Source organism: Methylobacterium sp. WL64 (assembly GCF_008039945.1).
Classification (GTDB): domain Bacteria; phylum Pseudomonadota; class Alphaproteobacteria; order Rhizobiales; family Beijerinckiaceae; genus Methylobacterium.
Genome location: NZ_VRVA01000001.1, coordinates 133358 through 145838 on the forward strand (window position 1 = coordinate 133358; position 12481 = coordinate 145838).

Below are 12481 nucleotides of genomic sequence, written 5' to 3' on the forward strand. Positions count from 1 at the left end.
ATCACCTCCAAGGGCACCAGACGACCATGACGACACTCCTCTTCGTCGAGCACGGCAACGGCCAGATCAAGGACGGCACCCTGAAGGCGCTGACGGCCGCCAAAGATATCGGTGCGCCGGTCCACGCCCTCGTGCTGGGCGCAGGCTCGAAGGCGGTCGCGGAGGCGGCAGCCAAGCTCGACGGCGTCGAGAAGGTGCTGAACGCCGAGGACGGCATCTACGACCACGACCTCGCCGAGCCGCTCGGCGCGCTGATCGCATCGATTGCGGGACCCTACGACATCATCATCGCGTCGGCTTCGACGACGGGCAAGAACGTGCTGCCGCGGGTGGCCGCCCTGCTCGATGTCGCGCAGGTCTCGGACATCATCAAGGTGATCTCGCCCGGCACGTTCGAGCGCCCGATCTACGCGGGCAACGCTATCCAGACCGTCCAGATCCCCGCCGGCAAGACTGTGATCACGGTGCGCACCGCGGCGTTCATGGCGGCGGAACAGGGCGGCGCGGCCGCCACCGTCGAAGCCGTTTCCGCGGCGGCGCCCGAGTCCGGTGGCTCCACCTTCAAGGGCGAGGAGATCGCCAAGTCCGACCGGCCGGAACTGGCCTCGGCCCGGATCATCGTGTCGGGCGGCCGCTCGCTCGGATCGTCCGAGAAATTCCACGCGTTGATCGAGCCCCTGGCGGATGCCCTGGGCGCCGCTGTCGGCGCCTCGCGCGCGGCGGTCGATGCCGGCTACGCGCCGAACGACTGGCAGGTCGGCCAGACCGGCAAGGTCGTGGCGCCGGATCTCTACGTCGCTGTCGGCATCTCAGGGGCGATCCAGCACCTTGCCGGCATGAAGGATTCGAAGGTCATCGTCGCGATCAACAAGGACGAGGATGCGCCGATCTTCCAAGTGGCGGATTACGGATTGGTCGGCGACCTATTCCAGGTTGTACCGGACTTCCAGGCGGAGATCGGCAAGGCAAAGGGGCAGTAACGGTCGCGCTCGCCCGGCGAGGTTCACCGGGCGAGCATTGTCGCAACGCGCCTGTCGACGGGTTCCTTCTGCGAACGAGAATGGTCTAGAAGTCAGGGACGGCCCGTATTCGCACGGGCCGCGGCGTTGGCGCGGTCCACCCCCTCGGGCAGGCGCGCAGCAACGTCCGTATGGGGGCACAGGTCGACAGATGGACATGGAGATCAAGCGGGTCGGCATCATCGGCGCGGGCCAGATGGGCAGCGGCATCGCGCAGGTCTGCGCTACCGCCGGTCTCGATGTCCTGCTGAACGACCGTGACCCGAACCGTCTCGAGAACGGCCTGTCGTCGATCGACGCGGGTCTGTCGCGGCTCGTGTCCAAGGGCACGATCGAAGAGTTTGAAAGCCGGGAGATCCGGTCGCGCATCAAGCCGGCGCCCGGCTTCGCCGACCTCGGCCCTGCCGACCTCGTGATCGAGGCCGCCACGGAGAACGAGGCGACCAAGCGAGAGATCTTCTCGACCCTCTGCGCGTCCCTGCGCCCGGATGCGATCGTGGCGACCAACACGTCGTCGATCTCGATCACCCGGCTGGCTGCGGCGACCGACCGCCCGGAGCGGTTCATCGGCATCCACTTCATGAACCCGGTGCCGGTGATGCAGCTCGTCGAGCTGATCCGCGGCATCGCCACGGAGGATTCCACCTACGAGTCGGCCAAGGCGTTCATCGCCAAGCTCGGCAAGATCTCGACGATGTCGGAGGATTTTCCGGCCTTCATCGTCAACCGCATCCTGCTGCCGATGATCAACGAGGCGATCTACACGCTCTACGAAGGCGTTGGGTCGGTCGAGTCGATCGACACCGCCATGAAGCTCGGCGCGAACCACCCGATGGGGCCGCTGCAGCTGGCCGACTTCATCGGGCTGGATACCTGCCTGTCCGTGATGCAGGTGCTCTATGAAGGTCTGGCCGACTCCAAGTATCGGCCCTGCCCGCTTCTGGTGAAGTATGTCGAGGCCGGTTGGCTGGGTCGCAAGGCCAAGCGCGGTTTCTACGACTATCGTGGGCCGACCCCGATCCCGACGCGCTGAACGTCGGGTCGCAGCGAACGTCACACGGGACGGCGCCCGGCGCCGCCCCGAATCACAAACCTTACTTCGCCGTGCCGCCGTTTGCGTTCGGCTGGGCCGGCTGCGGGTAGGATGGGTTGCCGCCCGGGACCGCGGTGCTGTTCGACGGGGTGGCGCTGCCGGACTGACCGTTGACCGAGCCGGTCACCTCACGCCGGGACGCATCCTGGCTCTGGCTGGCATAATCCTTCGGGGAGTTGGCGCCGTTCCAGGTCAGCAGGCCGACCGTCGCGATCGCCAGAAGAACGAGGCTGCCGACCAGGACCCACAGGACGGGCTTGCCGCGCTGGCCCTGCCGGCTTTCCTGCTGGTTCAGTTTCTCCACCATTTTCACACCCTCCCCACCCGGACGCGACGCGCGCGACACGATTTCGTTACCGGCCGCCAACGCGGCGCCGTCGTGGCGGGTTCCTGTCGGGCGCGCCGGTTAGCGACCGGTGGTGAGCAGGATCTTGCCGAGATGCGCGCTCGATTCCATCAGCGCGTGGGCCTTCTGGGCCTGTTCCAGCGGGAAGGAGGCGTGCGTGACCGAACGGATCCGCCCCGCCTCGAGCTCTGGCCAGACATCCTTGCGCAGGCCGTCGGCGATCGCTGCCTTGTCGGCCTTCGGGCGCGGCCGCAGGGTCGAGCCCGTGAAGGTCAGCCGGTTGCGCATGATCGGGGTGATGTTCAGGCCGTCCACCTTGTAGCCGCCCATGAGGGCGATCATCACCAGGCGGCCGTCAGGGGCCAGTGACTTGATGTTGCGAGCGAGGTAGCTCGCGCCGATCATGTCGAGGATGACGTCGACGCCGCGCCCATCGGTAAGGCGCTTGATCTCCTCGGCGAAGTCGGCCTGCTTGTAGTCGATGGCGGCATCGGCTCCGAGATCCTCGCAGAAGCGGCATTTCTCGGCCGAGCCCGCGGTGGCAAACACCCGGGCGCCGAGATGCTTGGCCATCTGGATCGCCGTGGCGCCGATGCCGCTCGATCCGCCATGCACCAGGAAGCTCTCGCCCTTGGCGAGTCGGCCGCGTTGGACCACGTTCGAATAGACCGTGAAGAAGGTCTCCGGCAGCCCGGCCGCGTCGACGAGCGAGAGAGCCTTGGGGCGGGGCAGGCAATGGGCGGCCTCGGCGACCGCGAACTCCGCGTAGCCGCCGCTGATCACGAGGGCGCAGACCTCGTCGCCGATGGCGAGACCGTCGACCCCCTCACCCAAAGCCACGACACGGCCGGCGACTTCGAGGCCCGGAATCGCGGTGGCGCCGGGCGGCGGCGGATACAGGCCGGCCCGCTGCATGACGTCCGGGCGATTCACGCCGGCCGCCACCACCTCGATCAGGACTTGGCCCGGCCCGGGGCTCGGCAGCGGCGCAGTCTCCACGGCGAGCACCTCCGGCCCGCCCGGTCCCGTGAAATGGATCCGGCGCATGGTCTCGGGCAGGGCGGTGCTAGCCATCGAAGCATCCTCAACGCGTACGTATTCCCGGCCGCGCCCCGGGAGACGCGGTCGGGCTGTACTTGCGGCAACGGGCGCGCTTGGCAAGCCGCCCCTTGTGGAGCCGGCAGACTATCGCGCCGCCGCCTTCACGGCCGGGGGCAGAACGATCTTGCCCTGCGCGAGGCTCGTCGGCCAGATCGCGACCTGCTTGCCGTCCTGCCACTGCGCCATCAGCCCGGTGACGAAGCCCGGCCCGTACTTGATCGAGTGCGTAAAGGGGTCGTCCTTGCCGTAGAACTGCGTCCGGCCCACCGTGCCGACCCAGTCGGTCTTCTCCAGGGCCTCGACCAGCTTGTCGGCCTCGGTGGAGCCGGCCCGCTTCACCGCGTCGGCGGTGTAATAGACCTGATCGTAGGCCATGTAGCCGGCATAGGACGGATCGCTGCCGAAGCGCTTCTTGAAGGCCTCGCTAAAGGCCAGCGACTTGTCGGTGATCGCGGCGCCCGGCACCGCGATGCTCTGGAAGATCACGCCCTGGGTCGCCCCGTTGGTGTTGGCCCAGAAGGTCGAGGAGGTCGCCTGCGAATTCATGCCGGTCATGGCCAACGGCACCTGCTGGTTGCGCCACTGCACGGTCGGCTGCACGCCGACATGCGAGATGCCGGTGACGATCAGGTCCGGCTTGCCGGCCTCGATCTTGTTGTAGATCGGCGTGAAATCGCCGGTATCCGGCGAGAACCGGATGTGATCGACCACCTTCACGCCGATCTCGGGCAGGCATTTCTCGTAGCCCGCGTCGAGCGGACGGGTCCAGGCCGCGTCCTCGCTCATGATCGCGGCGGTCTTCACCTTCATCAGGTCGAGGAGCATGTCCTTAGTCGAATCGCAGATCGACTGGGCGAGAGCCGCCGAGGTGAGATAACCGTGGAAGGTGTACTTGTTGCGGGCGTAATCCTTGTGGACCGCCAGGCTGATCTCGTTGGAGGCGGCGCCCGGGGTGATCATCGGGGTCTTGAGCCGGGCCGCCCAGGGCATCAACGCCAGCACGACTTCGGAGATGTAGCTGGCGATAACGACGTGGGCCTTGTCCTCGGAGACCGCCCGCTGGAACGCCCGGACGGCGTCGGAGGCCGAACTCTTGTCGTCGTAGGAGACCACCTGGATCTGGCGCCCGTCGATGCCGCCCTTCGCGTTGATCTCGTCGGCGGCGAGCTGGACGGCCTGGGGGATCGAGGCCCCGACCACCGATTGCGCCTCCGCGATCACCCCGATCTTGATCGGGTCCGCCGCCCGGGCCTCACCCGCGGCCAACAACCCGGCTGCCGCCAGCAGGGTCACCGCCCGGCTCGTCACGCTGCGATCCATCGCCATGCTGATTCCTCCTCCGGGCCGTGCGGCTTTTGGCGCCGCATCGGGGATCGGACGATTTTTGTAGCATTCGGCGTGATGAATACAATGTGCATCCGACCAATGTGCGAAACACCGGCAGACTGATCGATAGAATTGGCCCAGCCGGGGGGCTGTTCGGTCAGCGGGTGCCGTACATCCGGTCCCCCGCATCGCCCAGGCCCGGCACGATGTAGCCATGGTCGTTCAGATGGCTGTCGATCGCCGCCGTCCAGATCGGGACGTCGGGATGCGCGGCCTGGAACTTCGCCAGACCCTCCGGGGCGGCCAACAAGCAGACGAAGCGCAGGTCCGAAGCGCCCCGGGCCTTCAACCGGTCGAGCGCCGCGATGGCGGAATTCGCGGTGGCGAGCATCGGGTCGAGCACCAGCACGGTTCGGTCGGCGAGATCGGACGGGGCCTTGAAGTAATACTCGACCGCCTCGAGCGACTCGGGATCGCGGTACAGCCCGACATGGGCGACCCGGGCCGAGGGCACCAGCGACAGCATCCCGTCGAGGAAACCGACACCCGCCCGCAGGATGGGCGCGAAAACCAATTTCTTGCCCTGGATCTGGCGGCCCTCCATCGGCTGGATCGGCGTCTCGATCGTGACGGGTTCCAGCGGCAGGTCCCGCGTCACCTCGTAGGCGAGCAGCATGCCGATCTCGTTCAGCAGCTGGCGAAACCCCTTTGTCGAGCGGTTCTTGTCCCGCAGATAGGTGAGCTTGTGCTGCACCAGGGGGTGATCGACCACCGTGACCCGACTCGCCGGCATCGCACATCCCTCCACCCCAGAGGGGCAGGAATGCAGGAGCGGACGCCCGGGCGCAACGTGACACGCGGCGAATACACCTATTCAGACCCGATCGAGGCCGCGCGTTGACTGGAACTCGGAATGACGTTGGCGTGGCGCAGCGGTCGGGTGACGACGCGTCTGCGCGCCTGACCCTTAAAAAACCGAACTCATTCTAATAAAGACCCAAACTCATTTTGACGTGATGCTATTTTGAATCTATCAAACATACGTATTCAAAGCATATGTCGTCAGATTTGAAATCTAAATAAACAGATTAGATAGCGAAGACGCCCAATTCTGCGTCAATTAAATTCTTGATCGTCTGAAACAGAAATTGACGCCAAACATTACCCGCCGACTTTTCAAAGACACACCCCATCTGCTAGCTGGCGCTATCATCCGGGTATCGGTTCAAAGCCATGCGCCTCACCGTTTCGCTCAAGACCACGCTCGCAGCCATATTTGGATTGTTCGCCCTGCTCGCGGCAGGTCAGGGAAGTCTATCGATCATCGAGCTTGCCGACATTCGGCATGCGATGACGGAGGTCGCGAGCAACTGGCTTCCGTCGGTATCGCGGATCAACGCAGTCGAGGTCGCGGCCTCGGAGGTGCGGATCAAGCAGTTCCGCCTGATCACCCTCTCCAAGGATCCCGACAGCCTCAGGATCGGCGAGGCGCAGCTCGCGACGACGCTCACGCGGCTTGCCGAGCGGCGCAATACCTACGAGCGCCTGATCTCCACCCCCGAGGAGCGGGGGCTTTACGATGCATTCGTCGCCCTGTGGAGCCGCTACGAGCAGGTCGACGGCGCGATGCGACGGCTGATCGCCTCCGGCAAGCAGGCCGAGGCGCTCGAGCAACTCGGCGGGGTCGACACGGTGAGGCTCTACGACGAGACGCGCGCCGCGCTCTCGCGCCTGGTCGCCCTGAACGAGCGGAACGCAGCCCAGGAGGTCGACGAGGCGGTGGATCGGGCCAAGACAGCGTCCGCGGCGGCCTGGGGCAACGTCATCCTGTCGGTGATCGCGGCGCTCGTGGCGGCGGCTTTTTCCCTGTTCCGGATTTCGCGCCCCATCCAGCGGATGACCAAAATCATGTCGCGGCTTGCGGGCGGCGATACCGGCGTGACGGTGCCAGCCCGGGACCGGCACGACGAGATCGGCGCCATGGCGGCGGCCGTGGAGGTGTTTAAGGACAACATGATCCGCACTCGCGCGCTCGAGGTCGAGGCTGAGCAGGCGCGCGCCGCCGCCGAGGAGCAGCGCAAGGCCGGCATGCGCGAGATAGCCGACAGCTTCGAGAAGGCGGTCGGTGGCATCATCGGCCGGGTCTCGTCCTCTGCGACGGAACTGCAGACCACTGCGAGCGCGCTGTCGGCCATGGCTGGGCAGACCTCGGCGCAGTCCGGCGCGGTGGCGTCCGCGGCGGAGGAGGCCGCCAGCAACGTCAACACCGTGGCGGCGGCCGCCGAGGAGCTTGGCTCGTCGGTCCAGGAGATCGGCCGGCAGATGGACGGGTCCGCCAAGCTGGCCCAGAGCGCCGTGGACGAGGCCGGGCAGACGAACGCGCTGGTACACGAGCTGAGCGCTGCCGTCGCCCGGATCGGCGACGTGGTCGGACTGATCTCGTCGATCGCCGGCCAGACCAACCTGCTGGCGCTCAACGCCACCATCGAGGCGGCCCGCGCCGGAGATGCGGGACGGGGCTTCGCTGTGGTGGCGAGCGAGGTGAAGGCGCTGGCCGAGCAGACCGCCAAGGCGACCGACGAGATCGCCGGCCAGATCGCCCGCGTCCAGGGATCGACGGGACAGGCTGTGACCGCGATCGGATCGATCACCGGTCGGATCCAGGACATCAGCACCGTCGCCACCTCGATCGCGGCAGCGGTCGAGGAACAGGGCGCGGCGACGCAGGAGATCGTCCGCAACGTCGGGCAGGCCGCGATCGGCACCGGCGAGGTCACCAGCAACATCGCGGGCGTCGCGGAGGCAGCAGAGGCGACCGGACAGTCGGCGGCGCAGGTGCTTGGCGCGGCCTCAGAGCTGTCGCGGCAATCCGAGCGCCTCACGGTGGAAGTGTCCCGCTTCCTCAATACGGTGCGGGCGGCCTAAGAATCCATATGAACGGGGCCCGGCTATCCCGCCGGGTCCCGCCTCTGCCATGTCTTCAGGCGGTGTAGGAGCGGTCCTGGCCGCCCTCGCCGCGGCGCTTGGCCATGAAGGCGTCGAACTGCTCGCGATCCTTGGCCCGCTTCAGCTCCTCGACGAAGTCGGTGAAGGCGCGGCTCTCGTCTTCCAGAGCCTTCCGCTGCGCTTCGAGCCGATCGAGCTCGGCCCGGCGGTAAGCGTCGAACGCCGCATTGCCGGTGCCGCCGCGGTTGGCGGCCTCGAAGGCCCGGGCGAAGCGCGAGGCCGAGCGCCCGCTGCCCTCAAAGCCGGCGACACCCCGGCGTGCGGCGTCGCGCAGTTCCGAGAAGGCCGGGTAGCCGGCGATCTTCCAGGCAACGAGGGCGAGGCCGACCGGCCACCAATAGATGAACCCGACGACGATCGCGCCGATTTCGAGAGACCGGCGGGGGAATGGGCCGGAGCGGCAGAGCTTGCCGGTCGCCCAGGGGGAAGAGGATTGCGTGGTCACGGCTTGGCTCCGCTGCTCATGTGAACGGAGTTAACATGCGGGTGCCGGGGCACGCTTTCAAGACCGGGCGCGTTCACCCGGCTGCGCAACACCATGGACCAGCGCCAGCACGCCGGCGCGCAGAAGCTCGTACTTGTCCGGAAAGCCCGGCCCCCGCGGCAGATGCCCGGCAGCCGACAGGGTCGCGATGCCGTGTGCCAGCGCCCAGACCTCGAGGGCGATGAACCGGGGCGCGACGCCCCCGAACCCATCCGCGAAGGTCGCCTGCAGCGCCTCGACCAGCAGGTCGAACGGGGACGGGCGTCCAGGCGCACCCGCCTCCGTGTCGGACGGCTCGGCGACGGTGCCGCGGGTCTCGAAGATCGCCGCGTAATAAGCCGGCTCCTCTTCGGCGAAGGCGAGGTAGGCTTCGCCCATCCGGGTGAAGCGCTCGAGGGGCGTACCCCGGGAGGTCAGCGCCCGTGCCAGGCGGGCCGCGAGTTCCGCGAAGCCGCGCCCGGCCAGCTCTTCGAGCAGCGCATCGCGGCCGCGGAAGTGCCGATAGAGGGCGGCCGGCGTCACCCCGACCAGGCGAGCGGCATCGACCAACGCGAATCCGCCGATCCCGCGCTCGGCGATGAACCGGCGCGCGGCCTCGATCAGGGCCTCCTTGAGGTTCCCGTGGTGATAGCTTCGCCGGTCACCCGGTCCGTCTCGCCAGGGTCGCAAGTTTTCATGTCCTCTGCGCGCGCGCAGGCATTACGGTCGAGCACGACGTTTGTTTCGGTCACGAACGGGGGTCGACTGCTTGACCCGTCCTAAAAGGCGCAACACGATCGGATCGGCATCGGTCGAATCGCGTCGCACCCTCTAAACGACGGGCATAGCACCGCCGCCTTCGCCACAGGGAAAACCATTCGGCATGGCTTTCGTGAGTCTGAAAGCGTGGCGCACGCGCTCGGCGGAGCGTGCCGGGATCGCGGCGCGTCTGAAGCAGGAGCTGATCGTTGCGCTCGGCCTGAGCGAGGCCGACGCGCTTGCGGTGAACGAGATCGCCTGCGCAGATCCCGGCTGCCCGGACATGGAGACCATCGTGCTTGTGATGCGGGCCGGTGCCCCCACGCGGGCATTGCGGATCCGGCGGCCGATGGATGCGGTGGACGCGCAGGACATCGCGGATCTGATCGAACAGGACCGGCTCGGCGACGCCTCTCGATGATGTGACTGGGCGGCGGCGCCGGATCCCACCTTCGGCGCCGCGTTCCGGACGCCATCGTGTAACGACACCGAGGACGCCGAAAGACCATCAAGGCCCTGGCGCCGAAGGAAACGGATCATGAAGAGCCGACGCGCCGCGCTTGCGCTCGCCTGTCTCGCCCTCGCGGCTAGCCTGTCGCCGGCTCTTGCCGGTGAGGCGATGCCGTTCTCAGCCGCGTCGTTCGAGGCGGCGCAGAAGAGCGGCAAGCCGATCCTGATCGAAGTCAGCGCCCCCTGGTGCCCGATCTGCAAGACGCAGAAACCGATCCTGGCCAAGCTCGCCTCGGAGCCGCGCTTCAAGGATCTCCAGATCTTCGATATCGATTTCGACAGTCAGAAGGACCTGCTGCGGCGTCTCAATGTGCGGATGCAGAGCACGCTGATCGCCTACAAGGGCGAGACCGAGATGGGCCGCTCGGTGGGCGAGACCCAGCCGGAGTGGATCGAGGGCCTGCTGGAAAAGACGCTCTGACGGCTCGATCCCGCCAGAGCTGCCCCTTCCGTTTTCGTTCAGGCAGCGTCGGGCATAGCCGGGCGGCCCGCGTCCGGTCCCGTCCGTGCGGGCTCAGACGGAGACCGACCCGGTGACGCGCACCACCAAGCCAGCCGATGCTACGCCCACCGCGATCATCGCGATCCCGGTGCGCAACGAGGTCGAGCGGATCGAGGCCTGTCTCCAGGCCATCGACGCGCAGGTCGGGCTCGCCCCAGGAAGCCTCGGGCTCGTCCTGTTCCTGAACAACTGCACCGACGGCACCGACGCCCTCGTCGCACGGCTGGCGCCGGCCCTATCGATCCCGGTGCGGGTCGCGAGCGAGGAGTTCTCCGGCGCGCATGCCGGCTGGGCGCGGCGCAAGGCCATGGATCTCGCCGCCGCCTGGCTCGGGGATGCGGGGAATATGGGGATAATCCTGTCAACCGATGCGGATAGCCGCGTTCCGCCGAACTGGGTCGTCCGCAATCGCGCCGCCATCGAGGCCGGCGCCGACGCGGTCGCCGGCCGGGTCGAACTCGACGCCGCGGAAGCCGCGCTCCTGCCGCCGTCCCTCCCTGCCCGCGGGCACCTCGAGGACATCTACGATGCCCTGATCACCGAGGCCGAAGCACGGATCGATCCGGACCCGAACGACCCGTGGCCCTGCCACCGGACCGCGATCGGCGCGACCCTGGCGGTGACCCGGACGGCCTACCGTGCGGTCGGGGGCATGCCGGAGATCCCGCTCGGCGAGGACGGCGCGTTCATCGCCCGGCTGATCGAACACGGCCTGCGGGTCCGGCACGCCACCGATGTCTGCGTGACGATCTCGGCGCGGCTCACCGGCCGGGCTCCCGGGGGGGTAGCCGACACGATCCGCTCCCGCTGCGAGGAACCGGACGCCCTCTGTGACGCCCGGATGGAGGTTTTTTCGCGGGTGGTGCGGCGTCATCTCTGGCGGCGGCGGTTCCGGCGTTTGCACGGCACCGGCAGCCTGCGGAGGAGTCTCGCTTGGGCGCAGGCCATCGGAATCGACCCGGCGGAGGCCGGCCGGATCGCTGCGCTCCCCCTCGGTCAGGCCATCGCGGAGGCCGAGCGCGCCAGCCCGCGTCTGGCGTATCGGCCGATCGGTCCCCGTCAGCTGCCGGGCCAGATCCGGCTCGCGCGGGTCGGCATCGTCGGGATCCGCCTGGCGCAGCGCCTCGCGCACCGGGTGCGATCGGTTGCCGGCGAGGCGGCGGCGCCTGGGCGGCCAGCCGCTGATCCGCGCGCTACGCGGATCTGATCATCCGTTCCTTTGAGCGAGGAGATCCCGGGGCGACAGACCGAAGCGCTGCCGGAAGGCCCGGCTGAACGCAGCCGCGTCGGTGAAGCCGCAACTCGCCATGATCGATGCGATCCGGGCGCCCGCCGACCGCATCATGACGATGCGGTCATGGGCGCGGTCCAGCCGCGCGTCGCGGATCGTCGCCGCGATCCCCTCCCCGCCCGAAAAGGCGGCGTAGAGGCGGCTTCGGGAGATCTGCAGGGATGCGGCCAGCGGCAGCGGGCCGAACCCTGGCTCGTGCAGGCAGCGCTGGATGTGGGCGAGGGCCAGGGAGCGCACCGCGTCGACGGACAATTCCCCGTCCTCCGTCGGCCGCCGGCCTTGGACGATGCCGCGGAGGATGTGGAGGGCGCCTTCGATCGCGATACCGGCCTGGGCTTCCGACATGGCGGAGACCGAGGTCGCGAAGGCGTCGAGATGCGCGCTCAGCAGCCCGCGCAACGGCGTGGCGCTCAGCTTCGTGCCGATGAGATCCTGCGGGTTTCCGATCTGCGCCGCAAAGATGGCGCGGGGCACCGAGAGGCGGATCTCATCGTAGCCGATGCTGCTGCCGGCAGTGCCGGGCTTGCCCGTGGCGTGGAAGGCCACGTCGCCGGCGCCCAGGAGCGCGTCGTTGCTGCCCTGCTCGATGAAGCCCCGCCCGCCCGCTACCAGCATGATTGCGATGTCGTCGTGTCCGTCGCGGCCGATATGACGCGCGGTGCGATCCACGCCCACCGGTGCGCTGACGGTGCGCAGCAGCGTCCCCCGCGCGGAGGGCGCGACCATGCGGCTGGCCGAGAAGGGGACGTCCGGATCGAACGGTGTGATGGTCGCGGCACTGAGCACCGCGTCCCGCCAGTACGCGAACGCATGCCTCGGCCCGACGGCATCCGTCGTCTGAAAGAAGATGGGGACCTTCGCCTCGACACTCACGGTGCCCTCGCCTCGCAACGCCCGAACCCGCCCAAAGCCAGCCGCGTGACGCGCGCCCGGCGGCAAGCCTACTCGGCGGTCCGCTATCAGCCCCGCCGACGCAGGAGGCGGCACGTCGTGCCACCTAAAGCCACGCTTCGGTTATGAGCCGGGCCGTTGCCCGCCACGGTGCTCGCCCGCACCCTCGCGGTC

The 12481-nt window shown here is 68.0% G+C and carries 13 protein-coding genes; 6 read left to right on the forward strand and 7 right to left on the reverse strand.

Going from position 1 to position 12481, the window contains the following annotated elements; all coding sequences use genetic code 11:
- The first annotated feature begins 26 nt into the window (after positions 1-26).
- Together FV242_RS00635 and FV242_RS00640 are read left to right on the forward strand one after the other, a co-directional pair.
- Complete coding sequence (locus tag FV242_RS00635) at positions 27-980, forward strand: electron transfer flavoprotein subunit alpha/FixB family protein (RefSeq protein WP_147937566.1); 954 nt, start codon at positions 27-29, stop codon at positions 978-980.
- Positions 981-1170: 190 nt separating this feature from the next.
- Positions 1171-2052 (forward strand): 3-hydroxybutyryl-CoA dehydrogenase, encoded by an 882-nt coding sequence (locus tag FV242_RS00640; RefSeq protein WP_147906842.1) that lies wholly within the window; start codon positions 1171-1173, stop codon positions 2050-2052.
- A gap of 61 nt (positions 2053-2113) precedes the next feature.
- Here FV242_RS00640 and FV242_RS00645 read toward each other — a convergent pair whose 3' ends face one another.
- The 4 genes from FV242_RS00645 to upp form a co-directional block, all read right to left on the reverse strand.
- Complete coding sequence (locus FV242_RS00645; protein WP_147906841.1) at positions 2114-2419, reverse strand: hypothetical protein; 306 nt, start codon at positions 2417-2419, stop codon at positions 2114-2116.
- 99 nt (positions 2420-2518) lie between these two features.
- Positions 2519-3532: an NAD(P)H-quinone oxidoreductase gene (locus FV242_RS00650; RefSeq protein ID WP_147937567.1), complete on the reverse strand. Its 1014-nt coding sequence runs from the start codon at positions 3530-3532 to the stop codon at positions 2519-2521.
- Positions 3533-3643: 111 nt separating this feature from the next.
- Entirely contained in the window at positions 3644-4885 is a 1242-nt protein-coding gene (locus tag FV242_RS00655) for an ABC transporter substrate-binding protein (RefSeq protein WP_147937568.1), read from the reverse strand.
- Between the two features lie 157 nt (positions 4886-5042).
- Entirely contained in the window at positions 5043-5678 is a 636-nt protein-coding gene (gene upp / locus FV242_RS00660; RefSeq protein WP_147937569.1) for a uracil phosphoribosyltransferase, read from the reverse strand.
- Between the two features lie 440 nt (positions 5679-6118).
- Here upp and FV242_RS00665 point away from each other — a divergent pair, with 440 nt between their 5' ends.
- Positions 6119-7810: a methyl-accepting chemotaxis protein gene (locus tag FV242_RS00665; protein WP_147937570.1), complete on the forward strand. Its 1692-nt coding sequence runs from the start codon at positions 6119-6121 to the stop codon at positions 7808-7810.
- A 55-nt stretch (positions 7811-7865) separates the two neighbouring features.
- Here FV242_RS00665 and FV242_RS00670 read toward each other — a convergent pair whose 3' ends face one another.
- Together FV242_RS00670 and FV242_RS00675 are read right to left on the reverse strand one after the other, a co-directional pair.
- Positions 7866-8336, reverse strand: a complete 471-nt coding sequence (locus tag FV242_RS00670; RefSeq protein WP_147937571.1) for a DUF2852 domain-containing protein — start codon at positions 8334-8336, stop codon at positions 7866-7868.
- Between the two features lie 57 nt (positions 8337-8393).
- Positions 8394-9044, reverse strand: coding sequence for a TetR/AcrR family transcriptional regulator (locus FV242_RS00675; RefSeq protein WP_147906836.1), 651 nt, complete (start codon positions 9042-9044; stop codon positions 8394-8396).
- A gap of 193 nt (positions 9045-9237) precedes the next feature.
- Here FV242_RS00675 and FV242_RS00680 point away from each other — a divergent pair, with 193 nt between their 5' ends.
- The 3 genes from FV242_RS00680 (at position 9238) to FV242_RS00690 (ending at position 11332) form a co-directional block, all read left to right on the forward strand.
- A complete protein-coding gene (locus FV242_RS00680) occupies positions 9238-9534 on the forward strand; it encodes a hypothetical protein (RefSeq protein WP_147937572.1) in 297 nt (98 codons plus the stop codon).
- A gap of 117 nt (positions 9535-9651) precedes the next feature.
- Entirely contained in the window at positions 9652-10044 is a 393-nt protein-coding gene (locus tag FV242_RS00685; protein WP_147937573.1) for a thioredoxin family protein, read from the forward strand.
- A 112-nt stretch (positions 10045-10156) separates the two neighbouring features.
- A complete protein-coding gene (locus FV242_RS00690; protein WP_147937574.1) occupies positions 10157-11332 on the forward strand; it encodes a glycosyltransferase family 2 protein in 1176 nt (391 codons plus the stop codon).
- Here the strand turns inward: FV242_RS00690 and FV242_RS00695 are convergent, their stop codons facing one another.
- The gene (locus FV242_RS00695) at positions 11333-12289 is read right to left on the reverse strand and encodes a helix-turn-helix domain-containing protein (RefSeq protein WP_147937575.1); all 957 of its coding nucleotides are present in this window, start codon (positions 12287-12289) and stop codon (positions 11333-11335) included.
- Positions 12290-12481 lie beyond the last annotated feature (192 nt).

Coding starts and splice junctions, on each gene's coding strand:
- FV242_RS00645 (WP_147906841.1), bottom strand. CDS start 2,419: ATGGTGGAGAAACTGAACCAGCAGGAAAGCCGGCAGGGCCAGCGCGGC.
- FV242_RS00650 (WP_147937567.1), bottom strand. CDS start 3,532: ATGGCTAGCACCGCCCTGCCCGAGACCATGCGCCGGATCCATTTCACG.
- FV242_RS00665 (WP_147937570.1), top strand. CDS start 6,119: ATGCGCCTCACCGTTTCGCTCAAGACCACGCTCGCAGCCATATTTGGA.
- upp (WP_147937569.1), bottom strand. CDS start 5,678: ATGCCGGCGAGTCGGGTCACGGTGGTCGATCACCCCCTGGTGCAGCAC.
- FV242_RS00635 (WP_147937566.1), top strand. CDS start 27: ATGACGACACTCCTCTTCGTCGAGCACGGCAACGGCCAGATCAAGGAC.
- FV242_RS00680 (WP_147937572.1), top strand. CDS start 9,238: ATGGCTTTCGTGAGTCTGAAAGCGTGGCGCACGCGCTCGGCGGAGCGT.
- FV242_RS00685 (WP_147937573.1), top strand. CDS start 9,652: ATGAAGAGCCGACGCGCCGCGCTTGCGCTCGCCTGTCTCGCCCTCGCG.
- FV242_RS00640 (WP_147906842.1), top strand. CDS start 1,171: ATGGACATGGAGATCAAGCGGGTCGGCATCATCGGCGCGGGCCAGATG.
- FV242_RS00655 (WP_147937568.1), bottom strand. CDS start 4,885: ATGGCGATGGATCGCAGCGTGACGAGCCGGGCGGTGACCCTGCTGGCG.